The sequence below is a fragment of the Gymnodinialimonas ulvae genome (genome assembly GCF_037543845.1).
GTDB classification, from domain to species: domain Bacteria; phylum Pseudomonadota; class Alphaproteobacteria; order Rhodobacterales; family Rhodobacteraceae; genus Gymnodinialimonas; species Gymnodinialimonas ulvae.
Genome location: NZ_JBBIFX010000001.1, coordinates 1,722,417 through 1,745,668, shown reverse-complemented (window position 1 = coordinate 1,745,668; position 23,252 = coordinate 1,722,417). Strand labels below are relative to the sequence as shown.

The 23,252-nt window shown below is 63.9% G+C and carries 25 protein-coding genes; 16 read left to right on the top strand and 9 right to left on the bottom strand.

From position 1 onward, the window contains the following. The first annotated feature begins 212 nt into the window (after positions 1-212). From V8J83_RS08405 to V8J83_RS08385, 5 genes are all read left to right on the top strand, one after another. Entirely contained in the window at positions 213-2,078 is a 1,866-nt protein-coding gene (locus tag V8J83_RS08405; protein WP_339985371.1) for an ABC transporter ATP-binding protein, read from the top strand. Next, entirely contained in the window at positions 2,071-3,225 is a 1,155-nt protein-coding gene (gene argE, locus V8J83_RS08400; protein WP_339985369.1) for an acetylornithine deacetylase, read from the top strand. Before V8J83_RS08405 ends, argE begins: the two co-directional genes overlap by 8 nt. Further along, a complete protein-coding gene (locus tag V8J83_RS08395; protein ID WP_339985367.1) occupies positions 3,222-4,565 on the top strand; it encodes an NAD(P)/FAD-dependent oxidoreductase in 1,344 nt (447 codons plus the stop codon). The genes argE and V8J83_RS08395 overlap by 4 nt, the downstream gene beginning before the upstream one ends. 54 nt (positions 4,566-4,619) lie before the next feature. Beyond that, positions 4,620-5,783 carry a M20 aminoacylase family protein gene (locus V8J83_RS08390; protein ID WP_339985365.1) on the top strand — a complete coding sequence of 388 codons (1,164 nt, stop codon included), beginning with the start codon at positions 4,620-4,622 and terminating at the stop codon, positions 5,781-5,783. A gap of 313 nt (positions 5,784-6,096) precedes the next feature. Continuing rightward, positions 6,097-6,579: a thermonuclease family protein gene (locus V8J83_RS08385; RefSeq protein WP_339985363.1), complete on the top strand. Its 483-nt coding sequence runs from the start codon at positions 6,097-6,099 to the stop codon at positions 6,577-6,579. A 79-nt stretch (positions 6,580-6,658) separates the two neighbouring features. Here the strand turns inward: V8J83_RS08385 and V8J83_RS08380 are convergent, their stop codons facing one another. Genes V8J83_RS08380 through moaA form a run of 3 tightly spaced genes read right to left on the bottom strand, consistent with a single transcriptional unit; the run spans position 6,659 to position 8,583 of the window. Then, a complete protein-coding gene (locus tag V8J83_RS08380; protein WP_339985361.1) occupies positions 6,659-7,153 on the bottom strand; it encodes a hypothetical protein in 495 nt (164 codons plus the stop codon). A 5-nt stretch (positions 7,154-7,158) separates the two neighbouring features. Continuing rightward, positions 7,159-7,572, bottom strand: a complete 414-nt coding sequence (locus tag V8J83_RS08375) for a hypothetical protein (RefSeq protein ID WP_339985359.1) — start codon at positions 7,570-7,572, stop codon at positions 7,159-7,161. Beyond that, positions 7,573-8,583 (bottom strand): GTP 3',8-cyclase MoaA, encoded by a 1,011-nt coding sequence (gene moaA / locus V8J83_RS08370; RefSeq protein ID WP_339985357.1) that lies wholly within the window; start codon positions 8,581-8,583, stop codon positions 7,573-7,575. A 102-nt stretch (positions 8,584-8,685) separates the two neighbouring features. Between moaA and V8J83_RS08365 the strand changes: the two genes are divergently transcribed. Together V8J83_RS08365 and V8J83_RS08360 are read left to right on the top strand one after the other, a co-directional pair. Next, the gene (locus tag V8J83_RS08365; RefSeq protein ID WP_339985355.1) at positions 8,686-9,171 is read left to right on the top strand and encodes a hypothetical protein; all 486 of its coding nucleotides are present in this window, start codon (positions 8,686-8,688) and stop codon (positions 9,169-9,171) included. After that, on the top strand, positions 9,161-10,810 hold the full coding sequence (locus V8J83_RS08360) for an AMP-binding protein (protein ID WP_339985353.1): 1,650 nt from the start codon (positions 9,161-9,163) through the stop codon (positions 10,808-10,810). The genes V8J83_RS08365 and V8J83_RS08360 overlap by 11 nt, the downstream gene beginning before the upstream one ends. A 120-nt stretch (positions 10,811-10,930) precedes the next feature. On the opposite strand, the gene V8J83_RS08355 is transcribed toward V8J83_RS08360, so the two are convergent. Both V8J83_RS08355 and V8J83_RS08350 read right to left on the bottom strand, forming a co-directional pair. Then, entirely contained in the window at positions 10,931-12,214 is a 1,284-nt protein-coding gene (locus tag V8J83_RS08355; RefSeq protein WP_339985351.1) for a DUF3422 family protein, read from the bottom strand. Between the two features lie 167 nt (positions 12,215-12,381). Next, on the bottom strand, positions 12,382-13,143 hold the full coding sequence (locus V8J83_RS08350; protein ID WP_339985349.1) for an SDR family NAD(P)-dependent oxidoreductase: 762 nt from the start codon (positions 13,141-13,143) through the stop codon (positions 12,382-12,384). 187 nt (positions 13,144-13,330) lie between these two features. Between V8J83_RS08350 and V8J83_RS08345 the strand changes: the two genes are divergently transcribed. From V8J83_RS08345 to V8J83_RS08315, 7 genes are all read left to right on the top strand, one after another. Next, positions 13,331-14,908: a Re/Si-specific NAD(P)(+) transhydrogenase subunit alpha gene (locus tag V8J83_RS08345; protein WP_339986042.1), complete on the top strand. Its 1,578-nt coding sequence runs from the start codon at positions 13,331-13,333 to the stop codon at positions 14,906-14,908. A gap of 15 nt (positions 14,909-14,923) precedes the next feature. After that, complete coding sequence (locus V8J83_RS08340; RefSeq protein ID WP_339985347.1) at positions 14,924-16,432, top strand: NAD(P)(+) transhydrogenase (Re/Si-specific) subunit beta; 1,509 nt, start codon at positions 14,924-14,926, stop codon at positions 16,430-16,432. Positions 16,433-16,507: 75 nt separating this feature from the next. After that, positions 16,508-16,990: a hypothetical protein gene (locus V8J83_RS08335; RefSeq protein WP_339985345.1), complete on the top strand. Its 483-nt coding sequence runs from the start codon at positions 16,508-16,510 to the stop codon at positions 16,988-16,990. Positions 16,991-17,077: 87 nt separating this feature from the next. After that, positions 17,078-17,443, top strand: coding sequence for a hypothetical protein (locus tag V8J83_RS08330; protein ID WP_339985343.1), 366 nt, complete (start codon positions 17,078-17,080; stop codon positions 17,441-17,443). Positions 17,444-17,499: 56 nt separating this feature from the next. Then, complete coding sequence (locus tag V8J83_RS08325; RefSeq protein ID WP_339985341.1) at positions 17,500-18,069, top strand: cobalamin biosynthesis protein CobQ; 570 nt, start codon at positions 17,500-17,502, stop codon at positions 18,067-18,069. Between the two features lie 60 nt (positions 18,070-18,129). Beyond that, positions 18,130-18,561, top strand: coding sequence for a hypothetical protein (locus V8J83_RS08320; protein WP_339985339.1), 432 nt, complete (start codon positions 18,130-18,132; stop codon positions 18,559-18,561). Positions 18,562-18,676: 115 nt separating this feature from the next. Continuing rightward, positions 18,677-19,144, top strand: coding sequence for a Dps family protein (locus tag V8J83_RS08315; protein ID WP_339985337.1), 468 nt, complete (start codon positions 18,677-18,679; stop codon positions 19,142-19,144). Between the two features lie 27 nt (positions 19,145-19,171). Here the strand turns inward: V8J83_RS08315 and V8J83_RS08310 are convergent, their stop codons facing one another. The 3 genes from V8J83_RS08310 to V8J83_RS08300 form a co-directional block, all read right to left on the bottom strand. Next, positions 19,172-19,435, bottom strand: coding sequence for a DUF1289 domain-containing protein (locus V8J83_RS08310; protein ID WP_339985335.1), 264 nt, complete (start codon positions 19,433-19,435; stop codon positions 19,172-19,174). A 30-nt stretch (positions 19,436-19,465) separates the two neighbouring features. Further along, positions 19,466-19,648 carry a hemin uptake protein HemP gene (gene hemP, locus V8J83_RS08305; RefSeq protein ID WP_339985333.1) on the bottom strand — a complete coding sequence of 61 codons (183 nt, stop codon included), beginning with the start codon at positions 19,646-19,648 and terminating at the stop codon, positions 19,466-19,468. A 92-nt stretch (positions 19,649-19,740) separates the two neighbouring features. Further along, positions 19,741-20,901, bottom strand: a complete 1,161-nt coding sequence (locus tag V8J83_RS08300) for an acetoin utilization protein AcuC (RefSeq protein WP_339985330.1) — start codon at positions 20,899-20,901, stop codon at positions 19,741-19,743. A 91-nt stretch (positions 20,902-20,992) separates the two neighbouring features. On the opposite strand from V8J83_RS08300, the gene V8J83_RS08295 reads away from it, so the two are divergent. Continuing rightward, positions 20,993-21,484 (top strand): NUDIX hydrolase, encoded by a 492-nt coding sequence (locus V8J83_RS08295; protein ID WP_339985328.1) that lies wholly within the window; start codon positions 20,993-20,995, stop codon positions 21,482-21,484. Positions 21,485-21,530: 46 nt separating this feature from the next. Continuing rightward, positions 21,531-21,989: a DUF1178 family protein gene (locus tag V8J83_RS08290; protein ID WP_339985326.1), complete on the top strand. Its 459-nt coding sequence runs from the start codon at positions 21,531-21,533 to the stop codon at positions 21,987-21,989. A gap of 46 nt (positions 21,990-22,035) precedes the next feature. Here the strand turns inward: V8J83_RS08290 and V8J83_RS08285 are convergent, their stop codons facing one another. Next, positions 22,036-23,250: a glycosyltransferase family 2 protein gene (locus V8J83_RS08285; RefSeq protein ID WP_339985324.1), complete on the bottom strand. Its 1,215-nt coding sequence runs from the start codon at positions 23,248-23,250 to the stop codon at positions 22,036-22,038. Positions 23,251-23,252 lie beyond the last annotated feature (2 nt).

The following is a 23,252-nucleotide window of genomic DNA, read 5'->3' as shown; positions in this document are numbered from 1 at the left end:
ACGGCGCATGCGCGTCTTTGTGGAAGCCGACGCGCAGGGCCGCAAGCGGCGCGGAACGCAATCTGCCAATTTGCACATCGTTTGCATAACGCCGCGAAAAAGCAAGCCTTCTACCGGGCGTTCTGCCCAATCAATGGGCAATCGTAGAATTTGACAGCATTCCGGCGCGGTCCTACCGTCTGCCAACCATCCTTTCCGGAGCGTCTTTCCAAATGCTGGACCAGCCCATCGCCCAAGTGCGCAACCTGCGCGTGGAGTTCGAGACAAAGAACGGCCGCGTGGTCGGGGTCGAAGACGTCTCGTTCGACGTGCAGCCCGGCGAAACCGTTTGCATCGTTGGCGAATCCGGGTCCGGCAAATCGGTGTCCTCGCTGTCGCTGATGCGGTTGGTGGAGTTTGGCGGCGGCGAGATCGCAGGCGGCGAATTGCTGTTTGATCGGGGCGAAGCGGAGCCCACGGATCTTGCCAAGCAAGGCACCGGCATGATGCGTAGCATCCGCGGCAACGACATCGGCATGATCTTTCAGGAGCCGATGACGGCCCTCAACCCGGTCTTCACGATTGAACGGCAGCTGACCGAGGGCATCTGTGTCCACACTTCCATGTCGGGTGAAAAGGCCCGCGCGCGCGCGCTTGAGTTGCTGAAGCTGGTGCGCATCCCCGAGCCCGAGCGCCGCCTGAAGCAATATCCCCATGAGTTGTCCGGAGGCATGCGGCAGCGCATCGTGATCGCGATGGCGCTGGCGTGCGAGCCGCGCATTCTTATAGCAGATGAACCGACCACCGCGCTCGACGTGACGATCCAGGCAGAGATCCTGGCGCTGATCAACCGGCTCAAGAACGAGACCGGCACCAGCGTCTTGTTTATCACCCACGACATGGCGGTTGTGGCGCAGATGGCCGACCGGGTGATCGTGATGTACCGCGGCCGCAAGGTCGAGGAAGGCCCGGTCGAGGACATCTTCAACAACCCGCAGCACGAATACACCAAGGCGCTTCTGGCAGCGGTCCCGAAACTGGGCGAGATGCGCGGCAAGGCCTTGCCGGAACCGATGAAGCTTCTGGGTCGGGAAGAGCTGTCGACGGACCCGATCGAGGGGACGGACAAGCTGCTTTTGAAGGTCGACAGCCTGATCACGCGCTTTCCGGTGCGCGGCGGCCTGTTGCGCCGCACGGTGGCGCAGGTTCACGCGGTTGAAGACGTGTCGCTGCGCCTGAACGCAGGGCGCACGTTGTCGCTGGTGGGCGAATCCGGCTGTGGCAAATCCACCTGCGGGCGGTCGATCCTGCGGTTGGTCGAGCCGCAATCAGGTTCCATCGAACTGGACGGCGAAGATATCCTCGCCATGGGCCCCGAAAAGTTGCGCCGCGCGCGCCAGCAGATGCAGATGATCTTCCAGGACCCGTTCGCCTCGCTCAACCCGCAGATGCGGTTGGGCCTTCAGGTGGCCGAACCGATGGTGAACTACGGCGCAGGCTCGGCGCAGGAGCGCACCGACAAGGTCGCGGCCCTGTTCGACCGGGTGCAATTGCCGCGCGATTACATGCAACGCTATCCGCATGAATTGTCAGGCGGCCAACGCCAACGCGTGGCCATTGCGCGGGCGCTGGCCTTGCAACCCAAGCTGATCATCGCCGACGAAGCGGTGAGCGCGCTGGACGTGTCGGTGCAGGCCGAGGTTCTGAACCTGATGATGGAGCTGCAACAGGAGATGGGCTTGAGCTACCTGTTCATTTCCCACGACATGGCCGTGGTCGAACGGGTCAGTCACGATGTAGGCGTCATGTATCTGGGCCGGGTCGTGGAAATCGGCCCCCGCCAGCAGATCTTCGAGAATCCGCAGCACCCCTACACCCGCGCGCTGCTCAGTGCGGTTCCGGTGGCCGATCCGGCGCAGCGCAAGACCGACAAGGACCTCAACTTCAAGCCGATACCGTCGCCCGTGCATGGCATGGATTTCGAACCCGGTCCGTCGCTTTACGAAGAAATCTCGCCCGGTCACAAAGTGCTTGTCGGCGATTGGGGGGAGTTCGAACGCGAACCTGCCAAAGGCAAGGGGAGCCCGCTTTATGCCTGATCCGCTCAGCCCGCGCGCGTTGATGGACAGACTCATCAGCTTTCCCACGATCAGCCGCGATAGCAATCTGGCGCTGGTCGATTGGGTCGAAGGATATCTCGGCGACCACGGGATTTCCGCCGCCCGTGATTACGATGACACCGGGCAGAAGGCGTCGCTATTTGCCCATGTCGGACCTCAGCAAGATGGCGGTGTGATCTTGTCGGGGCACACAGACGTGGTGCCGGTCGACGGGCAGGAATGGGACACCGACCCGTTCATTGTGACCGAGAAAGACGACAAGCTTTACGGACGCGGCACCTGCGACATGAAGGGCTTCGACGCGCTGGCGATCTGGGCCGTGGTGGAGGCCAAGCGTCGGGGCGTGTCCCGGCCCGTTCAACTCGCGCTGAGCCGCGACGAGGAAATCGGCTGCGTCGGTGCGCCCCCGATGATCGAAGCGATGCAAGGCGTGGTGCCCAAAGCCTCCATGGCCATCATTGGCGAGCCGACCGAGATGGGCATCATCAATGGCCACAAGGGCGGCACCGGGTTCGACCTGCATTTCCGTGGGTTCGAGATCCATTCCTCGCTGCAACCCGACGGCGTGTCAGCGATCATGGAGGCCGCGCGCCTGATCCAATGGGCCAATGAACAAAACGACGAAAGCGCCGCTGCCGCCGACCCGGACAGCCCGTATTATCCGAACTTTTCCACCCTGCATGTCGGCATGATCGAGGGCGGGACGGCCCATAACATCACCGCCAAGGATTGTCGGTTCATCCTGGGTCTGCGGGCCTTGCCGAGTGATGATGTGGCCGAGTGGAAGGCCAGGATCCTCGCCAAGATTGCCGAGATCGAGGCCAGGATGAAAGCCGTGCGCCCGGAGGCCGCAATCAACGTGACGCCGCGCTGGGACGTGCCGGGCCTGCGCGCCGAAGCGGAGGGCGAGGCCGAGGCCATGGTCCGCCGCCTGACCGGGCGCAATGCCTCGGGCGTGGTCAGTTTCGGGACCGAAGCCGGGCAGTTTCAGGCGGGCGGCTATTCCGCCGTGGTCTGCGGTCCGGGCAACATCGACCAGGCCCATCAACCCAACGAATTCATCACGCTGGATCAGTTCCGGCAGGGTGAAACGTTCATGGAAAACCTTCTGACCGAGCTTGCATGACCGCGCCTTTCCGGCTGCCGCCACCCAAACCGTTCCGGGGGGATTTGCCCCAAACCGTGGACCTTGCCGTTATCGGCGCGGGCGTGATCGGTATCTCGACAGCGCTTTTTGCGGCGCGCGCCGGGTTGCGTGTCGTGGTGCTGGAAAAGGGCCGGGTCGCCGCGGAACAATCGAGCCGCAACTGGGGCTGGATCCGGGTGCAGGGGCGCGATCTTGCGGAAATCCCGATTGCGATGGAGGCGCAAAGCCTGTGGCAATCCCTCGATGCCGAGGCGCAGGGGCGGCTGGGTGTGCGGCAAGTGGGGGTCAGTTATCTGGCCAAGACCGACGCCGAGATGGGCGGATTTCAACGCTGGCTCGACGCGGCGCGCCCGCTGGGGGTTAGCAGCCACCTGATGACGCGCGGAAAGCTGGCCCAAGTGTTGGGCGGGCCGGTCGGGCCTTATGTCGGCGGGCTGCACACGCCCACGGACATGAAGGCCGAGCCATGGGGCGCCGTGCCCGAGCTGGCGCGGATGGCCGAGGCCGAAGGGGCGCAGATTATTGAAGGCTGCGCCGTGCGCGCGCTGGAGCGCACCGGTGGCGCGATTAGCGGTGTGATCACCGAGGCGGGGACAATTGCCTGTGCGCAGGTCGTGCTGGCCGGGGGGGCTTGGTCATCTTTGTTCCTGAACCGACACGGCGTGGATATTCCGCAACTGTCCGTGCGCTCAACCGCGCTGGCGACGGGACCGTTGCCGCAGGCGTTGCCGGGGGGCGTTGCCGCCGAAGGATGGGCGGCGCGCCCGCGCGAAGATGGCGGCTATACGCTGGCCCCGGCGGGGTTCGCGGAATTGCACCTGGGCAAGGATACCATCCGCCACGCGCGCCGCTACTTGCCGTTGGCGTTGAGCGGGGCGTTCAGCGTGGTGCTCAGCGGGTCGGCGCCCAAGGGGTTTCCCGACGCGCTTGGTACGCCGCGGTTCTGGCGCCACGATGAGGTCAGCCCGTTCGAGCGTATGCGTGTCCTCGACCCTGCGCCCAACATGGCCAAGGTAAGCGAGATCAAGCGCCGTTTCGCGCAAGCCTACCCGGATATAGGCCACGTAAATCACCGCGATGCGTGGGCCGGGATGATCGACGTTTTGCCGGACGAGGTGCCTGTGGTGGATCATTGCGCCAAGATCCCCGGCCTGATTGTCGCCACGGGCATGTGCGGGCACGGATTTGGCATCGGTCCGGCGTACGGGCGCATCGTTGCGGATCTGGCGCTGGGGCGCGATCCGGGCCATGATCTGACCAGATTTGCGCTCAACCGTTCGTATGCGGTGGCGCGTGACCGCGCAGGCCCTAATATCTAGCCCAAACACATCACGTGCCGTCGCTTCCGCGGACGTCCACCGAGGGGAACCAAAATGCCGATCAAGAACCGATTTGCCGAACTGCTGCCCGAAATCACCGAATGGCGGCGTGATATCCACATGCATCCCGAGATCCTGTTCGAGACGCACCGCACCTCGGCACTGGTTGCCGAGAAGCTGGCCGAGTTCGGCTGTGATGAGGTCGTGACCGGAATTGGGCGCACCGGCGTGGTCGGGATCATCAAGGGCAAATCCGACACGAAGGGGCGTACGATTGGCCTGCGGGCGGATATGGACGCGCTGCCGATTTTCGAGGCGACGGGCCTTGATTACGCGTCGCAAACCGAGGGCGCGATGCATGCCTGCGGCCATGACGGGCACACGGCGATGTTGCTGGGGGCGGCGAAATACCTGTCCGAGACCCGCAATTTCGACGGCTCGGTCGCGGTGATTTTCCAGCCTGCCGAAGAGGGCGGCGGCGGCGGCAAGGAGATGTGCGACGATGGCATGATGGAGCGCTTCGGCATCGACGAGGTCTATGGCATGCACAATTGGCCGGGCCGTCCGGTGGGCTCGTTCGCGATCCGGCCCGGCGCGTTCTTTGCGGCGACGGATGTGTTCGAGATCGTCTTCAAGGGCAAAGGCGGCCATGCCGCGAAACCCCAGGAAACAATCGATACGACCGTGATGGCGGCCCATGCGGTCACGGCGTTGCAAACGATCGCGGCGCGCAACGCCGATCCGGTGAGCCAGATCGTTGTTTCCGTCACCTCGTTCGAGACGGAATCCAAAGCCTTCAACGTGATCCCGGAGACGGTGACGTTGAAAGGGACGGTGCGGACCATGTCGCCGGAAAATCGCGATCTCGCCAACAAACGGGTGCCGGAGATCTGCGAAGGGATCGCGGCGACGTTTGGGGGCCGGGCCGAGGTGGAATACACCCGCGGCTATCCGGTTATGGTCAATTCCGAGGAACAGACCGAGTTTGCCGCCGAGGTGGCCAAGGCCGTCTCGGGCGATTGCGAGGACGCGCCTTTGGTGATGGGGGGCGAGGATTTCGCCTTCATGCTGGAGGAACGTCCGGGAGCCTATATCCTTGTGGGCAACGGCGACACGGCGATGGTCCACCACCCGGAATACAACTTCAACGACGAGGCGATCCCGGCGGGATGCAGCTGGTGGGCGGAGATCGTGGAACGGCGGATGCCAGCGGCGTAAGGCGGATGTGCACGCGTGCGCAAAGGGGTTAAGCATCTGTTATTGCGTTACATTCTTATTATTGTATAAGAATTAATCGAAACGTGGTTAACGCCCGATCGCCAGTACAGTGGCGGGCGGGCGGTTGCGTTATAAGCCATTGTTATGAAACGTGATATACACGTGGAGACGCATTTTTCGTGGCTGATTTCACTGTGATTGGCTTTGGTGCGCAAAGGCGAAGCGGCGCGCCGTGGTGGCCTGCGGAACTTGCCCTTGATTGCGGTCCTGTGGACATGCACGGTCTGGAGATACAATCAAACCGAGGCTCGTGATGAGATTTTCCTTAGCATTGATGAGCGCGTTATTCGGCCACCCGCCTTTGAGCGCACAGGCGGAGGAATTTGAGGGGCCATTTTTTGGCGAGGTTCTGCGTGTCATTGATGGCGATACCTTTGATGCGCGTGTCAATATCTGGCCAGACGTTACAACCGAGGTCAGCATTCGAATTAGAGGAATCGACGCACCGGAAATGCACCGGTCTGAGGATTGCGAAGAAGAGGCCTATTATGGGAGCTTGGCGCGGCTGGAACTGGAGGACATGCTTCCGAACGGAACCGAGGTTCGTCTGGAATACATCGAACCCGGTAGTTTCTCCGGTCGGTTCATCGCAGACGTGTTGCGGCGCAATACGGAGCGGGGCTCTCGTATAGATACGATGATGATGCGCACCGATTACGTCGTACCTTGGAGCCCCGGCGACGACGCGGTGGATTGGTGCGCGCATTTTCAAGCCCTCGGGGTTCAACCGGAATAAACCACAAAATCGGCTGTAGGCGGGCTTCTAGCAGTACCGTTGCCGGTGAGTTGCGCGGGCTTCTGCGCGCGCGGACGCACTATAGCCGGGATCGGTTCAGGTGGCGATCGAGGCCGAACAGAAGGGCCAACCCGGCCAGCAACAACAGCGGCGTCAGGAGCGGGTTCCACAGAAGCTCGGCGAACGGCTCCCACCAGGCCCAGGTGGTGCCGAATTGCGCGCGGTAGCCGGAGGCGATGCCGACCAGTGACACCAGATATTGAAGCGTGAAGGCAAGCGCCGCGACCCCTAGCCGGAACCCTCCCGAGGGCCAGATCACACCGATAAACGCAAACAGGATCGCGGCGCCGATGGCCTTGGCGACATGGGCCACGACGATCATGCCGGTCGTGGGGCAGGCGATGTCGGGGCAGAGGCTTCGGTCGGCATTAAGAAGGCCATGGCCGGGGGCGCCGAAGGTCAGGAATTCGTGGGTCAGCAGCGCCGCAAAGAGGCTCAGGCCACCGGCCAGCGCAAGGGCAAGGGCGGCGGGCAGGCGAGCGGCGGATTCCGGGGGCGGGTTCGAAGGGGGCACTCGCCTCAGTAATCCGCGAAGGTCTGCAAGCGGGCGCCCCGGGTTTTGGCGCGCGCCAGGACCGTTTCGAACGGTGCAATGACTTCGATCACATCGGCAACCATCCCCGGCCATTCGTCGAAATCCTCGGGCCGGTCTGCCATGGCGCGGCGCAGGTTTCGGCACATGGCGAGGCCCGTGTCGGCATCCGTCCATGGGCTGTCGGAGGGCTGCCGGGGCCGCCGCATGTCTTCTGGCATCGCCTCGTTCAAGACCTCGTGCTCTTGTCGAGAAGAGCCGATCAGATCGAGCAGCGGTTTTTGGCCGTGGGCGACAAAGACCGCATCGAAGGTCGGACTGGTCAGCATCATCAACTCGACATAGGCGTCGCCCATGATGACGTCGTTGGCCTTGTCGAAGCGCACCCAGAGTTTCGGCATTTACCCGCCCGTATGGCTCATGTGGCGGGACATCTGGCCGTCGACCGCCTGCCGCGAATAGTCGAAATCGTGGCCCTTGGGTTTGCGCCCGATGGCGGCGCGGATGGCGTCTTCGAGAAGCGCGTTGCCCTCGGAGGCCCGCAATGGCGCGCGCAGGTCGGCCATGTCTTCCTGCCCCAGGCACATGTAAAGCTGCCCGGTGCAGGTCAGGCGCACGCGGTTGCAGGATTCGCAGAAATTGTGGGTCAGTGGCGTGATGAAGCCGATTTTCTGTCCGGTTTGTGCAAGCTCCACGTAGCGGGCCGGGCCGCCAGTGCGCAGGGGCAGGTCGGTGAGCGTGAAGCGTTCGGCCAGCCGCGCGCGCAGATCCTTGAGCGACCAATATTGATCAAGCCGGTCTTCGTTGCCCAGATCGCCCATCGGCATGACTTCGATAAAGGTCAGGTCCATGTCACGGCTGGCGCACCATTCCTGCAGGGTGAACAGCTCATCCTCGTTGAAGTTCTTGAGCGCGACGGCGTTGATCTTGACGCGCAGGCCCGCCGATTGGGCCGCGTCGATGCCATCAAGCACCTGTTGCAAGCGGCCCCACCGGGTGACTTCGGCGAATTTCGCCCCGTCCAGCGTATCGAGGGAGACGTTGATCCGGCGCACCCCGGCGGCGGCCAGCGGTTCGGCAAAGCGGGCCAATTGGCTGCCATTGGTTGTCAGGGTCAATTCATCGAGCGTCCCGGCCTCAAGGTGGCGCGTCATGCCCTGAAAGAAGGTCATGATATCGCGGCGGACCAGCGGCTCCCCCCCGGTGATACGCAACTTGCGCACGCCCAGATGGATGAAGGTGGAACACATCCGGTCCAGTTCTTCGAGGGTGAGGAGTTCCTTCTTGGGCAGGAACTGCATGTTTTCGGACATGCAATAGACGCAGCGGAAATCGCAGCGGTCGGTGACGCTGACGCGCAGATAGGTGATGGCGCGTTGGAACGGGTCGATAAGCGGGGCGGTCTGGTCCATGGGGGAACCGTATGCGCGTGCCGGGGCCGGGGCAAGTCACGGTTGCGAGGGATGCGGGGCGCGCATAGCATTTGCGGCAATAGGGTTTTGAGGAGGTGCGAGATGCGACCTATTGCATTGGGTGTGGCGGTTTTGGCGATGGCGGGGTGTTCCGGCGGTCTTGGCGGGATGTTCGAGGGCGGATCGGCGGGCAGCAGCCCCTTCGCGCGTGGCGATGGCGGTGGCGGTGGCGCGGTGATCACGGAGCCCGAGGTGGGCGAGGCCGAAGCGGCCGACATCGCACCGAGCGATGATGCTCTGCGCGCGGACGCCGTGGCCGAGGGCGACACGGCGCAGGGCGATGCGGTGCGTGGCTTTACCGTGGCGAGCCTGGGCGATGCGGCCGAGCCGGGGTTGTGGATCGAGACACCGTTGGTCGATCGCGAGCGGATTGCGACGGTCGTTGCGCCCAACGGCACGACGGTCGAGGTAGCGGCGCGGCCATCGGGGGGTGCCCAGGGTTCGGGCTCACGCCTGTCGTTGGCGGCATTCCAGGCATTGGGGTTGGACCTGACGTCGTTGCCGACGGTGACGGTGATTGCCGAATAGGCGTCTGATCCGGGAGCTTGACGATTGGTCCGCGATGCGGGCCGGTTTCGCGTGGGACATCCCGCAGGCGTTGAACCTGGCCGAGGTCTGTTGCGAGCGGTGGGCGCGCCGCGACCCCGACCGCGTGGCCGTGCGCCACATCGGCCCGCCCGACGAGATATGGACCTTCGGGGATCTCAAGCGCGCCTCTGACGGGTTGGCCGTGGCCCTGGCCGGGAAGGGTGTCGGGCGCGGCGACCGGGTGGCGATTGCCATGGCGCAGAACCCGCGCGTTCTGGTCGCGCATCTGGCGGCGTGGAAGCTCGGGGCGATCTCTCTGCCGCTGTTTACGTTGTTCGGCGAAGACGCGCTGCGCTACCGGTTGCGCGACAGCGGCGCGGCGGCGGTGATCGTGGATGGCGATTTCGAAGAGCGGGTGCGCGCGGTGGCGGGGGATGCGTTGATCGTGTCAACGACGGACCGCGCGGGCGCGCTTGCGCTGGACACGGCCATGGCCTGCGACGCGCGCGGTTTTGCGATGGCGCAGACGGCGGCTAGAGACCCGGCGGTGATGATCTACACCTCGGGCACGACGGGTGATCCGAAGGGCGTCTTGCATGCGCATCGGTTCCTCTACGGGCATCTGCCGTGTCTGGAGCTGGCCTACGGAGGCTTTCCGAAGACCGGGGATCTCGGGTGGACCCCGGCGGATTGGGCGTGGATCGGCGGGCTGATGGATATGGCGGTGCCGTGCCTTTTCTACGGCGTGCCGCAGATGTCACACCGGTTCGCGAAATTCGACCCCGATGCCGCGTTCGCCTTCCTCAAGCGCCACCCCGTCACGATCAGCTTCCTGCCGCCCACGGCGCTGCGCCTCTTGCGGCAGACCAAGGCGCCCACAGGCCTTGCGCTGCGCGCCATCGGATCGGGCGGCGAGGCGCTTGGCGGTGACCTGTTGGATTGGGGCCGCGAGACGCTGCATTGCCCGATCAACGAATTCTACGGTCAGACCGAGGCAAACCTGGTTGTGGCGGCCTGCGATGGTGTGATGACGCGGCAACCCGGCGCCGATTCTTTATCTAAACGCACCTCCGGTGCCGACTCCTTATTTAGACGCACCTCTGGTGCGATGGGCCTGCCGGTCCCTGGCCACGACGTGGCGGTCCTGGGCCCCGCCGATAAACCGGTCTCGGGCGGCGAGATCGGCGAAATTTGTGTCGCGGCCCCCGATCCGGTGATGATGCTGCGCTATTGGAACAAGCCCGAGGCGACGGCGGCGAAGGTTGTGGATGGCTGGCTGCGCACCGGCGATCTGGCGACACGACAAAGCGACGGGCAGATGATCTTCCACGCCCGCGACGACGACGTTATCACCTCGGCCGGGTATCGCATCGGCCCGGTGGAGATCGAACAGGCGCTGTGTGCCCATCCCGATGTGACGATGGCCGCAGTGGTGGGCTGGCCCGACCCGATCCGAACCGAAATCGTCGTGGCCCATGTGGTGCTGCGCCCGGGCGCCATTGTGGACGACGCGACCCTCAAGGCCCTCGTGCGCGACAAGGTCTCCGCCCACCTGGTGCCGCGCCAGATCCACAGGCGCGACAGCCTGCCGATGACCGCAACGGGCAAAATCCTGCGCCGCGCCCTGCGCGCGCCATAAGGCGCACGGACGGGCTCAGCGCGCAGGCCCATCTTCCTTGTTTCAAAAATACTCAAAAAAAATCCGCCAGATACAGGTCGCCTGCCCCTTGCCAGCTCCCCGCAACCGCAAAGTCGCGCGCTATTTCTCGATGCTCTTGCGGATAGAACGCACGACGAGCCAGACCGCGAACACCACCGGCAAGACCGCGCCCGCCGTCAGCAGGCCCTCGGACACGCCAAGGGGGTCCGCCATGGGCCGGATCAGGTAGATCACGAGGTTCAGCGCGTAGTAGCTGATCGCGACAATCGACAGCCCCTCGACCGTTTTCTGCAGCCGCAACTGCAGGTCGGACCGCGCATCCATCGATTCGAGCAATTGCTGGTTCTGCGCCGAACGGTCCACATCGACGCGGGTTCGAAGCAGGTCTCCGGCCCGCAGTGCCCGGTCGGTCATGCCCAACAGGCGGGCCTCGGTCGATTTCACGGTGCGCATGGCCGGATCGAAGCGCCGCGTCATGAACTCCGCGAAGGTCTGGCGACCCTGGAAACGCTCCTCGCGCAACACGGCGATGCGCTGGTTCACAATCGCCTCATAGGCCCCGGTCGCGCCGAAACGGAAGGCCGATTCGGTTTGCAATTTCTCAAGCTCCGCCGCCGCCGAAAGCAGATCGTTGAGCGTTTCATCGGGTTTGCTGACATCTCCGGTCAGATCCCCGACCAGAGACGAGAGGCGCACGTCGATCTCCGCCATCTGGCGCGAGATCTCGTGGGCGCGCGGAAACCCGAGCATCGACATGGTCTTGTAGGTTTCGATCTCGCAGATGCGCTGCACGATGCGCCCGATCCGCCGCGCGCCGGTGTTGGGTTGCGTGAAGATGGCAAAGCGCATGTGCCCGGCACTGTCGATGCGGAAATCGCCCGCGACGATGGCGGCGTCGTCCAGAACGCGTGAGGCCGTGAGGCTTTCGGGCACGAACCATTCGGTAATCTGATCGACGATATCGGCCTCGTCCCCGGGCGCATCGACGTAGCGGATATGGGCGGAGGTGATGCGGGTGCCGGGGGCCTCATCAAGCCAATCCTCTGGAAACACCTCCCACGCGGCGGGATCGAACGGGCGGTCTGCGCCGTTTTCGAGGAAAGCGGTGTAGGTCACGAATTCGGTGTGGCTTTCCCACTTCAGGTGGAACCGTCCGAGTTGGGCGAAGTAATGCGTGGCGTCCGGGCCGGGATGTTGCGCGCCGAAGCGATCGAGCAGCGCAAGCAGGTGCGCCCGGTCGCGCGCGCGGTCGCGTTTGGCGGCCTGTTTCGCGGGCTTGATCGCGAGATAGACCGCCTGACCGGGGCAGGACACGGTGGGAAACGGGCGCGCGTGAAGTTCGTTGGACAGCTGATAGCGCAGCGGATGGTCTTCAAGGGGCATGGACCGTAGGGCTTTCGTGCCAATAGATGTTGATCTTCCACATAGGCGAATGAACGCAGGTGTAAACCGGAAAATTCAATGATTTGAAAGGGTTGGTGGGGTGCAATTGTATACCGAACGGTGCAACCCCCCGGAAAGGCAGAACAATTGCGCCTTGAGGTCGGCGTTCAAGTCACATGGCCGCCCGCAATCTGGATCGCCTGCCCGTTCACCGAACCCGCCGCATCCGAGCAAAGCCAGAGCGCGCTGGCGGTGATTTCGGAGGTGTCGAGCAATTTCTTGTGGCGATTGGCGCGGGCCAGGGCGGCGCGGGCATCGGCCTCGGAGATGCCCTGATGCTCGGCGATCTGGGCGGCATTGCGGTCGACGATGGGGGTGTCGACATAGCCTGGACAGAGCGCGTTGAACGTCATGTTGGAGCCCATGTATTCCTCGCTCAACCCCCGGATCAGGCCGATGACACCGTGTTTGGAGGCCGTGTAGGCAATCGCTCCTTTCAACCCGCGCAGCCCCGCGATGGAAGAAATGGCGATCATCCGGCCCCATTCGTCGCGCCCGAGAGTGGCCATCGCGGCCTGAAACGTGAGGAACACGCCGTCGAGGTTCGTGGCCATGATGGCGCGCCAGTGTTCCGGCGTTTCCTTGGCAAAACGGGCGGGTTCGGCAATGCCCGCATTGGCGATGCAGATGGCAATCCGGCCGCGCGCCTGGGCGGCGGTGGCGATGCCGTTGCGCACGCTTTCGACGTTGTCGACATTCATGCGCAGGGCATGCAGGCGCGGGTGATCTGCGGCGATGGCGTCGAGGCGTGCCTGGTTGCGACCGGTGATCGTGACCTCGGCCCCGGCCTCGGCGAGGCCCATGGCGATGCCAAGCCCGATGCCCGTGCCGCCGCCCGTGACCACTGCGTGTCGTCCCGAATGTTCCATGATCCGCCCTCCCGTTCGGTGCAGCCTAACTCCGGATCCGTTAGCGGCAACCGCGAAACAAATGAAAACGGTATACACCTGTGCACGCAAGAAATGCGCACTAATCATCGTTGTGGATGTGCGCGTGCCTTGCTATGGGGCGCCGGTACAGATGGTGAGCGACCACCACAAAGACGGGGGAATGCCAGTGAAAATAGGGGCTCCGAAGGAAATCGAAGCCGGTGAAGCGCGGGTGGCGATGACGCCGGACAGCGCATTGCAGCTTCAGAAACTGGGATATGAATGCGTGATCGAGGCCGGGGCGGGCAAGGCCGCCGGGTTCTCGGACACGGCCTATGCCGACGCGGGCGTCGAGGTGGTCAAGACCGCCGCCGCCCTGTGGAAGGCCAGTGACATCGTCGCCAAGGTGCGCCCGCCGACCACGGCCGAGACGAAAAAACTGCGCGATGGGCAGACGTTGATTTCGTTCTTTTACCCCGGTCAGAACGAAAAGCTGATGGAGGCCGCGAAGTCCAAGGGCGCGAATGTCATCGCGATGGACATGGTGCCGCGCATCAGCCGCGCCCAGAAGATGGACGCGCTGAGCTCGATGGCCAATATCGCGGGCTACCGCGCGGTGATCGAGGCCGGTAACAACTTCGGCCGGTTCTTCACGGGCCAGGTGACGGCGGCGGGCAAGGTGCCGCCGGCGAAGGTTCTGGTGGTTGGTGCCGGTGTGGCCGGTCTGGCCGCAATCGGAACATCCACGAGCCTTGGCGCGATCACCTACGCCTTCGATGTGCGCCCGGAAGTGGCCGAACAGATTGAATCGATGGGCGCGGAGTTCGTGTTCCTCGAATTCTCCGACGACGAATTGCCCGACGGTGCCGCAACGGGTGGCTACGCGCCGCCACAGAGCCCGGAATTCCAGGCCAAGCAGCTTGAGAAATTCCGCGAAATCGCGCCCGATATGGACATCGTCATCACCACGGCGCTGATCCCGGGCCGCGATGCGCCGATCCTCTGGACCAAGGATATGGTCGAGATGATGAAGCCCGGCTCCGTCGTCGTGGACCTTGCTGCCGAGCGTGGCGGGAACTGCGAATTGACGGTGAAAGACGAAAAGATCGTCTCCGACAATGGCGTGACGATCATCGGATACACCGACTTCCCCAGCCGGATGGCGGCGCAAAGCTCCACGCTGTATGCCACCAACATCCGCCACATGATGACCGACCTGACGCCCGAGAAGGACGGGGTCGTGAACCATGACATGGACGATGACGTGATCCGCGGCGCCACGGCGGTCTTCGACAGCGAGATCACCTTCCCGCCGCCGCCGCCGAAAGTCGCGGCCATCGCGGCGCAGCCCAAAGCGGCCCCGCCGCCCGAGCTGACGCCCGAGGAAAAGCGCGCGCAGGAAGTCGCGGCCTTTAAGGCGCAGACCAAGAACCAGATCACCCTGATCGGGATCGGCGCGGCGCTGGTGCTGGCCGTTGGTCTCATTGCGCCGGCCAGCTTCATGCAGCATTTCATCGTGTTCATCCTGTCGGTTTTCATCGGCTTCCAGGTGATCTGGAATGTGGCGCACAGCCTGCACACGCCCCTGATGGCGGTGACCAATGCGATCTCGTCGATCATCATTCTGGGCGCTCTGATGCAAATCGGGTCCAGCTCGGCGCTGATCACGATATTGGCCGCTTTGGGTATCTTCATGGCCGCCGTGAACATCTTCGGTGGCTTCCTCGTGACACGGCGCATGCTCGCCATGTTCCAGAAATCTTAAGCGAGGGACGGGACCATGGATTTCGGATTTACCATCGCCGCCTACGCCGTTGCGGCTGTTCTCTTCATCCTGTCGCTTGGGGGCCTTTCGGGGCAGGAAAGCGCCAAACGCGCCGTCTGGTACGGTATTGCGGGCATGGCCATTGCGGTCGTGGCCACGTTGATCGGGCCCGGATCGGGCCTGTGGGTCATGTCGATCATCCTGATCGCTGCGGGGGCTGCGGTTGGCTATCAACTGGCCACCAAGGTGCAGATGACGCAGATGCCCGAGCTTGTGGCGATCATGCATTCGTTGGTCGGCCTTGCGGCGGTCTTCGTTGGGTTCAACGCCCATATCGAGATCGTGCGCGTGGCGGGCGAGTTTGCCGCCGCAGACCTGCCGTTCCCGCAACCCGAAGGCCCGCTGAGCGATGCGGCCTATGCGTTGTTGGGCACAATGTCGAATTTCGGCGAGTTGATCGGCAAGAAAACCGGCGTCGAGATCGGCATTTTGAGGGTCGAACTGGCGCTTGGCATCTGGATCGGCGCCGTGACCTTCACCGGGTCGGTCATCGCCTATGGCAAGTTGTCGGGCAATTCTTCGATGCTGCCGTTCAAGATCGACACAAGTGCGACGCAGCTTCCGGGCGGTCACATGTTGAACGCGGCGGCGGCGGCATTGTCGGTGGTCCTGCTGATCATGTACCTCAGCGGATCGGGCGGCTGGACGCTTGTGGTCATGGCGGCGCTGGCGCTGTTCATCGGCTACCACCTGATCATGGGGATCGGCGGCGCGGACATGCCGGTCGTGGTCTCGATGCTGAACTCTTATTCGGGGTGGGCGGCGGCGGCCATCGGCTTCTCGCTTGGCAATGACCTTTTGATCGTTGTGGGTGCGCTTGTGGGCTCGTCCGGTGCGATCCTGTCCTACATCATGTGCAAGGCGATGAACCGGTCGTTCGTATCGGTGATCCTTGGCGGCTTCGGCGGCGCACAGGGGGAGCAGATGGCGGTCGAGGGCGAGCAGATCGCCATCGACGCGGACGGCGTGGCCAATGCGTTGAACGAGGCCGACAGCATCGTGATCATCCCCGGCTACGGCATGGCCGTGGCGCAGGCGCAGCAGGGCGTGGCGGAGTTGACCCGCAAGCTGCGCGCGGCGGGCAAGGAGGTGCGGTTCGCCATCCACCCCGTTGCGGGCCGTCTGCCGGGGCACATGAACGTGCTTCTTGCCGAGGCCAAGGTGCCCTATGACATCGTGCTGGAGATGGACGAGATCAACGACGACTTCCCCGATACGGACGTCGCCATCGTGATCGGGTCCAACGACATCGTGAACCCGGCAGCACAAGACGATCCCAACAGCCCCATCGCCGGTATGCCGGTTCTGGAATGCTGGAAGGCCAAGCAGGTCTTCGTGTCCAAGCGGGGCCAGGGGACGGGCTATTCCGGCATCGAGAACCCGCTGTTTTACAAGGACAACACGCGGATGTTCTACGGCGATGCGAAGGCGTCCATCGACAGCCTGCTGCCCAAGGTCGGCTAGGGCCGGTCGGACGTTCTTGCCGGAAGGCAGCAAGATTTGCGATGATCCCCCGGACATGTGTTCGGGGGATTTTTCATGCGGATCGGATTTTTGTGTTTTGCGGTGTGCGCTTTGGCGGCGGGGCCTGCGGCAGCGGAGTGGCAATTCCGGTGGGCGGGGACATCGGCCGGGGTCTGGACGACGAATGCGGACGGCACCTCATTGGCGTTGTCGTGTGACCGGCGGCGCGACGGTCGCATGCGGGTGGAATACACGGTCGCGCCCACTGCAAACGCCACAGGTGATGCCACCGGCGCAGTGTTCGAGATCGGCGGTGCGGTAACGGAAGTGCAGGTCGAGGCCTATGTTCCATCGGGCGGGCGGTTGCAGATCATGCGCTCGGATCTTGCCTATGATGATCCGGAGATCGTGGCGCTGCGCGCGCAGCTGAGCGGCGGGAACCGCGTGAGCCTTCCGGCGCAAGCGGCGTTCGAGGCGGCCAGCTTCGACCTGCGTGGCAGCGGCGCGGCGCTGCGTCAGCTGGAAGAGGCCTGCGCGCAGATTTGGGAACAAGGTTAAGCGGGCGGGTGCGATTTCATTCGGTGAATCGCCTGCGGTTGTGTAGCGTCGGGGCATTGTCCCCAAAGTCGTTCCATGAGGCCCGTTATGTTCCGTTCCCTTCTCGCTGCGTCCGCGCTGACGATTTCGTCCGTGACCGCCACCCTTTCCCCGATGCCCGCCCAAGCCACGGGTCACGGCTGCAACACCGTGCAATTCCCCAGCGGCGCCTATGCCCATGCGGTGCAGGGTTACGTGACCGGACAGGCGTCGCAATGCTGGTATCTTAGCGTCCGTCCGGGACAGCAGGCGCGCGTTCGGATCCTTCACGGGCCGAGCTTCTTCACGACGACGCATACCAACGGCACCTTTCACGACGTGCGCTTCCGCACCGCAAACGGGCAGCTTTACGTCTACGTTCATTCCAGCAGCGGCGCACAGGAGCGCTATGTGATCGAATTCGTGTTCGTCTGACCCGCGCGCGCCATTGAACGCTTCCCTCCACAGGGGCGGGCGGGCAGGGTGCGCGGATGAACACGCCTGCCCACCTGATCTTCGGAGCCGCCGCTTTTGGACGGCCCGAGATGCGTTGGACGCTTGGCGCGGCGTTGGCCGGGGGCTTGCTGCCCGATCTGTCTTTGTACCTGATGGTGGGATGGCATTTGCTGGTGGTGGGGACGCCTGCGCAGGTGGTGTTCGATGAGCTCTATTTCTCGGACAGCTGGCAAACGATTTTTGCGATCGACAATTCGCTGATCCTGTGGGGGGCGCTGTTGGGGGTGGCGCTGTGGCGGAGCCTGCCGGTTCTGCTTGCGTTTGCGGGGGCGGGTTTGTTGCATATCGCGTTGGATTTGCCTCTGCATGCGGGCGACGGGCGGCCGCATCTCTGGCCCCTGAGCGATTGGGTCTTCGACAGCCCGTTCAGCTATTGGGACAGCTTGTATGGCGCGGGCTGGATCGGGCCGCTGGAGCTGGCCGTGTCGGCGTTTCTTGTTGTTGTACTGTGGCGGCGGGTGCGCGACTGGTCGTGGCGCGTGCTGTTTGCGGTGCTGCTTCTGGCGGAGGCGGGCACCAACAACATCTGGCGGCTGGTGTTCTGAAGACCTTGCAGAATTGGAGCGAATGCGTTACCTGAGTATAACACTCGGAATAATGACGCCATGCACGCCCTTGCTCACCAAACGGATGTCCCCTCGCCCGACGCGGACGTGGATCGCGCCAGGCTCGGGTTTCTGCGTGTGGCCTCCGCGCGCAGCCGCTGCGCCGCGCGCTCGGATCTGTTCGAGGCCTGCGCGGCCCTGTCGAGTGACCCGACCCGCGCCGCCGACGCGCTGGCGCTGGCTTTGTTTCGGGGGCTGTCGGGGCAGGGCGGATTGCCGAAGCTGCGCATCTACCAACCCTCCGCGCGGGACGTGAGCTTTGATGAGCTGTGGTTGCTGGCGGCGCTGGACGCTGCCAGCCGACGCGACACGGACAGCCTGACGTTTCTCTTGACGCGCCGCATCCCGCGCCACGGCCAACGCAATGTCGGGTTCCTGATCCAATCACTGGCCCGCGCGCTCAACACCGGCCGCCTGCGTCATGTGGCGTGAGGAATAACTTAGAACGAGTCTAGACAAGTTCGGTCAATCGCCTATGTCTGACATCAAGCCAGCCAGCCGTAGCGGTCGCCAGCCATTCGAAATCCAAAAATCCGGAGGGACATCCATGCAACCTGCTGCCGATCTCAGCCCCAGTGCGCAAACCGCCATCTGCGAAGCGCTTAATCAGGCTGTCGCCGAAACCGCCGTCACCACGATGCTGGCCCAAAACTTTCATTGGAACGTGACCGGCATGGCGTTCGGTCCGCTGCATGATTTGTTTCAGGAAATCTACGAAGATCATTTCACCGCGCAGGACGATCTTGCCGAGCGGATCAAGGCGCTGGATGGGCACGCTGAGGGCGTGCTTTCGGCCATGGTTGCGCGCTCCAAGGTGAGCGAGCATGACGGCCACGCCGATGACAAGACGATGGTTGCCGCGATGCAGGCGGCGCAGGAAACGCTGGCCGCGACGCTTGGCGCTGCGGGCGCGCTTGCGTCCGAGCATGAAGATACGCTGACCGAAGATCTGTGTATTGCGCGGGGGCAGGTCCACGAAAAATTCGCATGGATGTTGCGCGCCCATCTGCGCTGATCCGATGGTGAGACGCGGAGGGCGGGATCACCCGGCCTTCGCCACCTCTTTGAACGGCGGTTTCAAGCCCTTCTTCAGGCACTTGCGCGCATATTCCGGCGACCAGTGCTTGTATTTTCCCAGTGCCGTCTGCTGTGCCTGAAGCATCTCGACAAAGGCCCGTCTGTGGGCGGGTTTCTTGAGCTGCTTGAACAGCGACTTCTGCGCCTTGGTCATTGAACAGCCGATGCAATGCCCGCCACGGCGGAACTTGCAGACGTCGATGCAGGGGCTTGGGACTTTCTTGGTCATTCCTGGCCTCGGTTGGCTGGGTGCACGTCGTTATTTCGTCAGGATCAATTTACCCGCCCGCGTGACGCGCAGCGTGTAAGTCTTATCGTCGAGCACGATCTGCGCCGTCTGATCCGCACCTACGAGGCGTTGCGCATCATAGATCGGTGCCGTGGGACGCGGCGCAGGCGGGGGCGTCGTATCTGGTTCGGTCAGTCTCGCCTGGTAGGTCATGGGTCGATCTCTCTGTTGGGTCCGCTTCATCCTCTAAATCTGACTAAAAGAGTCGGATGTGTCAATCCTGATGATTTTGCTCGGGTTACGGCTCAGATGATCTGGCGTGCGCGCAGGGCCGCGACACCGGCCTCGACCGCGTGGCTGATCGGGCCGGGTCGGGGTATGTCGCGCAGCGTGGTGAACCAATGTTCGGGCGGATTGCGACCGGCGCGCGCCTTGTCCCAACGCAGCGCGCGCAGAACAGCTTCGGCCTCGGGCGGCAGGCGCTCGGGGACCGCGTGGCCGTTCAACGTGGCCCAGATCCCGGTCCAGAGCCGCCCGACAGACCACGGATTGTAGCCGCCCCCGCCGAGCACCAGCAGGCGGGGCGCACCGAGCGACATCAAGCCGCGCAGCACGGCCCAATGCGCGTTGTTGGACAGGGTCAGGCGGCTGAGCGGATCCTCGGTCACGGCATCCGCGCCGCATTGCAGGACAATCGCATCAGGGGCGAACCCGGCCACCGCCGGCAGGATCACCGCATCGCGGATCAACGCCATTTCGTTGTCGTTGAACCCGCGCGGCACTGGAAGGTTCAGGCAATTGCCGCCGCCCGCGTCGTCCAGCGCGCCGGTGAACGGCCAGCGCCGGTCTTCGTGGACCGAAATCAGCAACGTGTCGGGATCGCCCGCAAAGCCGTGTTGCACGCCGTCACAATGATGCGCGTCGATGTCGACATAGGCGATGCGCCGGGCGCGGTTTCGACGCAGTGACAGTATGGAGAGAACAGGATCGTTGAGATAGCAGAAGCCGCCCGCGCGGTCGGGAAAGCCGTGATGTGTGCCGCCGCCGGGGTGGTAGATCGCGCCACCGTGGCGCAGCAGTTCTCCGGCCAGAAGCGAAGCCCCGGCGGCGGTGGCGGGGCGGCGGAACATCTCGGGGTAGACGGGGTTCGAGACGGTGCCGAGGCCATGGCGGGCGCGTATGGTGTCAGTGACGGCCTGCGCTTCCTCGGCCTGTTGCAGAGCTGCGATGTAGTCGGGGGTGTGCCAGGCATGCAGGGCGGCGGGTTTGGCGCGCGGCGAGGTTCGGTATTGCGCGCCCGGCAGCCATCCCATGGCGCGCGAAAGGTCCATCGCAGTCGACACGCGAGGCACGCGCAACGGATGCCAGGCGCCATAGCTGGACCCGCGATAGATCTCCGAGCCGAGGAATAACGGCTGCGCCAACGGGGCGGGCTTCGGGTTTATGGGGCGCGCGGGCATGTTCATCCGGCCACAGAGCTACGCCAAACTGCCCCGTGGTCAAGCATAGCCGGGCCGGGGCGATTGCGCACAGCCTTGCCGCATGTAAACAGACCCCATGGCCGAAAAGACCTTCACCGCCGAGCAGCCGCCCCTGCGGTTGCGCACCGGGTCCAAACGCGACCCTCGCACGCAATTCGCGGGCTTGCCCTATCGCGTGGTAAAGAAGGACGGGCAGAAAAAAGTCGAGGTTTTGCTGGTCACGTCACGCTATTCGAAGCGTTGGATCCTTCCCAAGGGTTGGCCGATGGACCGCATGACCCCGGCCGAAGCCGCCGCGCAGGAGGTCTGGGAAGAGGCCGGTGCCCGCGGCGATGTGCATGACATCTGCCTGGGGCTGTACACCTACAACAAGTGGATGAGCCCGTCCGAGACCCTGCCGGTGATCGTTGCCGTTTTCCCGATCCGTGTGCGGGATTTGGCCGAGGATTACCCCGAAGCCGGGCAACGCAGGCGCAAGTGGATGAGCCTCAAGAAGGCGGCGAGCAAGTTGGCGGAGCGCGAGCTGAAACAATTGATCCGATCGTTCTCCTTGGAGCGGCTGCGCTGATAAGGCGACTTGAAGCGGCCCGCGATCCCCATAAGTCTTACCCACGATGATACGCTACACGTTGAAATGCGCCGAAGGACACCGGTTTGAAAGCTGGTTCCAATCCGCCGATGCCTACGACACGTTGCAGGGCAAGCGGTTGGTGGCCTGTGCGATCTGCGGAGCCACGGATGTGCAAAAGGCGATGATGGCACCGCCGGTGCCGAAAAAGGGCCGCGCGGCGGAGGAGGCCCCGGCGCCTGTACCTGTGCCCACGCCCACGCCCTCCTTGTCGGAGCCCGCACATCCGGCCGAGGCGCTGCTGCGACAGATGCGGGAACATGTCGAGAAAAAATCCACCTATGTCGGCGGCAGCTTCGCGAAAGAAGCCCGCGCGATGCATCTGGGGGATGTGCCCGAACGGCCGATCCATGGTGAGGCCAACGCGGATGAGGCGAAATCCTTGATCGAGGATGGCGTGCCGATCCTGCCCCTGCCTGGTCCGCCGCCCGAAAAGGCGAATTGAGCACTGCGGTGTCCGGAGGGCGCGGGGCTGGTCGGTGGTGGAGCGTTCAGTCTCTTTTGGCAAAACCAGCGGGCATTTGGTCCCAGTCCCCATAGTCGGGCGTGACACCCATGGCGCGCAATTCGGTTGCGTCGGCCGCATCGCGGTCTGCTTCGATCTGCGCGATGGTCCGGGCCAACCTGCGGGCGATGTCGCGGTCGGGCACACCGTCGGCCTGCATGCGTGCGACCAAGTCTTTGCCTGCGGGGGCGAGCGGTTGCGTGAAGAGGACTTCGTCAAGCGCATCAAACGGGATGTCGCTTGCTGTCTGCAGGGCCGCGAGGGACTGTGCGAAATCCGGAGCTGCGCGCATGATCCGTCGGTGATCGGCGTGCCAGGCCTGCGCGCGTTGCTGTAGATCGTACAGGCGCGGATCGGCAAGATAGCCTGCGACACGGTCCTGCGTGGCCTCGGCGTAGCGTCCGAGAGTGTCGGGCGTGGTTTCATTGCGGTCGAAGATGCCGAAATAGGTCGCGTCGTATTTGGCGGGCTTGGCGTTGACGTTGCCGCGCGCGGCGCGGCGCAGGTAGGCCTCCTGCGATTGGGTGGCGAAATGGGCGATCTCGGCGTGAGCGTAGCCGAGCGTGGCCAGCGACGAGCGCCACATCTCCGTCTTGAAGGCACGGGTCATCGGCTTGGCGGAGCCATTGACCCAGGCCCGGTTCAAAAGCGCGGTCTTGTCTTTGCCCTTCACGGTGGGGCGGTGGATGCCGAGCTTCATATTCGCGAAAGGCCGGAACAGGGTCTTCACCCCCCACCCTTTGCGGAACAGGTCCGGTGCGCCGTGGGGATAGGCCTCGGTCACCGGGTGATCGGTCCAGTCGATGCGCGCGTTCGAGCCCATCATGCGCCACGTGAGCGCAAAACCGTCGGCCTCGGGCGCGGTGGCCAAAAGGTCATCCAGCCGTCCGGCGCCGGGCTTGATGGCAAGGTATTCATCCACATCGAGCGCGATCACCCATTCGGCGCGCTGCACTTCGGCCAGCTTGTCCGCGTGGCGCAGGGCGATGGGTTGCGGTTTGCCGCCTTCGGGGACCGGGTTGCGGATATGCGTGACCTCTCCCATCTCGGCCAACCGGTCGAGCATCGCGTCGCTGCTATCGCTGCAATCGTTCGTGAAGACGATGATGTGGTCAAACCCGAGCAACCGGTGATGCGCGATCCAATGGAGCAGGAACGGCGCTTCGTCCTTCATCATGGTGATGATCACGCGCCCGGCCATGG

Excerpts from the sequence above, each read along its gene's own strand:
- V8J83_RS08310 (WP_339985335.1), bottom strand. The coding sequence starts at position 19,435 with ATGACCAAGAAAGTCCCAAGCCCCTGCATCGACGTCTGCAAGTTCCGC.
- moaA (WP_339985357.1), bottom strand. The coding sequence starts at position 8,583 with ATGGACCAGACCGCCCCGCTTATCGACCCGTTCCAACGCGCCATCACC.
- V8J83_RS08350 (WP_339985349.1), bottom strand. The coding sequence starts at position 13,143 with ATGGAACATTCGGGACGACACGCAGTGGTCACGGGCGGCGGCACGGGC.
- V8J83_RS08320 (WP_339985339.1), top strand. The coding sequence starts at position 18,130 with ATGCACGCCCTTGCTCACCAAACGGATGTCCCCTCGCCCGACGCGGAC.
- V8J83_RS08385 (WP_339985363.1), top strand. The coding sequence starts at position 6,097 with ATGAGATTTTCCTTAGCATTGATGAGCGCGTTATTCGGCCACCCGCCT.
- V8J83_RS08330 (WP_339985343.1), top strand. The coding sequence starts at position 17,078 with ATGTTCCGTTCCCTTCTCGCTGCGTCCGCGCTGACGATTTCGTCCGTG.
- V8J83_RS08325 (WP_339985341.1), top strand. The coding sequence starts at position 17,500 with ATGAACACGCCTGCCCACCTGATCTTCGGAGCCGCCGCTTTTGGACGG.
- V8J83_RS08290 (WP_339985326.1), top strand. The coding sequence starts at position 21,531 with ATGATACGCTACACGTTGAAATGCGCCGAAGGACACCGGTTTGAAAGC.
- V8J83_RS08300 (WP_339985330.1), bottom strand. The coding sequence starts at position 20,901 with ATGAACATGCCCGCGCGCCCCATAAACCCGAAGCCCGCCCCGTTGGCG.
- V8J83_RS08390 (WP_339985365.1), top strand. The coding sequence starts at position 4,620 with ATGCCGATCAAGAACCGATTTGCCGAACTGCTGCCCGAAATCACCGAA.
- hemP (WP_339985333.1), bottom strand. The coding sequence starts at position 19,648 with ATGACCTACCAGGCGAGACTGACCGAACCAGATACGACGCCCCCGCCT.
- V8J83_RS08355 (WP_339985351.1), bottom strand. The coding sequence starts at position 12,214 with ATGCCCCTTGAAGACCATCCGCTGCGCTATCAGCTGTCCAACGAACTT.
- V8J83_RS08340 (WP_339985347.1), top strand. The coding sequence starts at position 14,924 with ATGGATTTCGGATTTACCATCGCCGCCTACGCCGTTGCGGCTGTTCTC.
- V8J83_RS08285 (WP_339985324.1), bottom strand. The coding sequence starts at position 23,250 with ATGGCCGGGCGCGTGATCATCACCATGATGAAGGACGAAGCGCCGTTC.
- V8J83_RS08405 (WP_339985371.1), top strand. The coding sequence starts at position 213 with ATGCTGGACCAGCCCATCGCCCAAGTGCGCAACCTGCGCGTGGAGTTC.
- V8J83_RS08295 (WP_339985328.1), top strand. The coding sequence starts at position 20,993 with ATGGCCGAAAAGACCTTCACCGCCGAGCAGCCGCCCCTGCGGTTGCGC.
- V8J83_RS08315 (WP_339985337.1), top strand. The coding sequence starts at position 18,677 with ATGCAACCTGCTGCCGATCTCAGCCCCAGTGCGCAAACCGCCATCTGC.
- V8J83_RS08395 (WP_339985367.1), top strand. The coding sequence starts at position 3,222 with ATGACCGCGCCTTTCCGGCTGCCGCCACCCAAACCGTTCCGGGGGGAT.
- V8J83_RS08365 (WP_339985355.1), top strand. The coding sequence starts at position 8,686 with ATGCGACCTATTGCATTGGGTGTGGCGGTTTTGGCGATGGCGGGGTGT.
- V8J83_RS08375 (WP_339985359.1), bottom strand. The coding sequence starts at position 7,572 with ATGCCGAAACTCTGGGTGCGCTTCGACAAGGCCAACGACGTCATCATG.
- V8J83_RS08335 (WP_339985345.1), top strand. The coding sequence starts at position 16,508 with ATGCGGATCGGATTTTTGTGTTTTGCGGTGTGCGCTTTGGCGGCGGGG.
- argE (WP_339985369.1), top strand. The coding sequence starts at position 2,071 with ATGCCTGATCCGCTCAGCCCGCGCGCGTTGATGGACAGACTCATCAGC.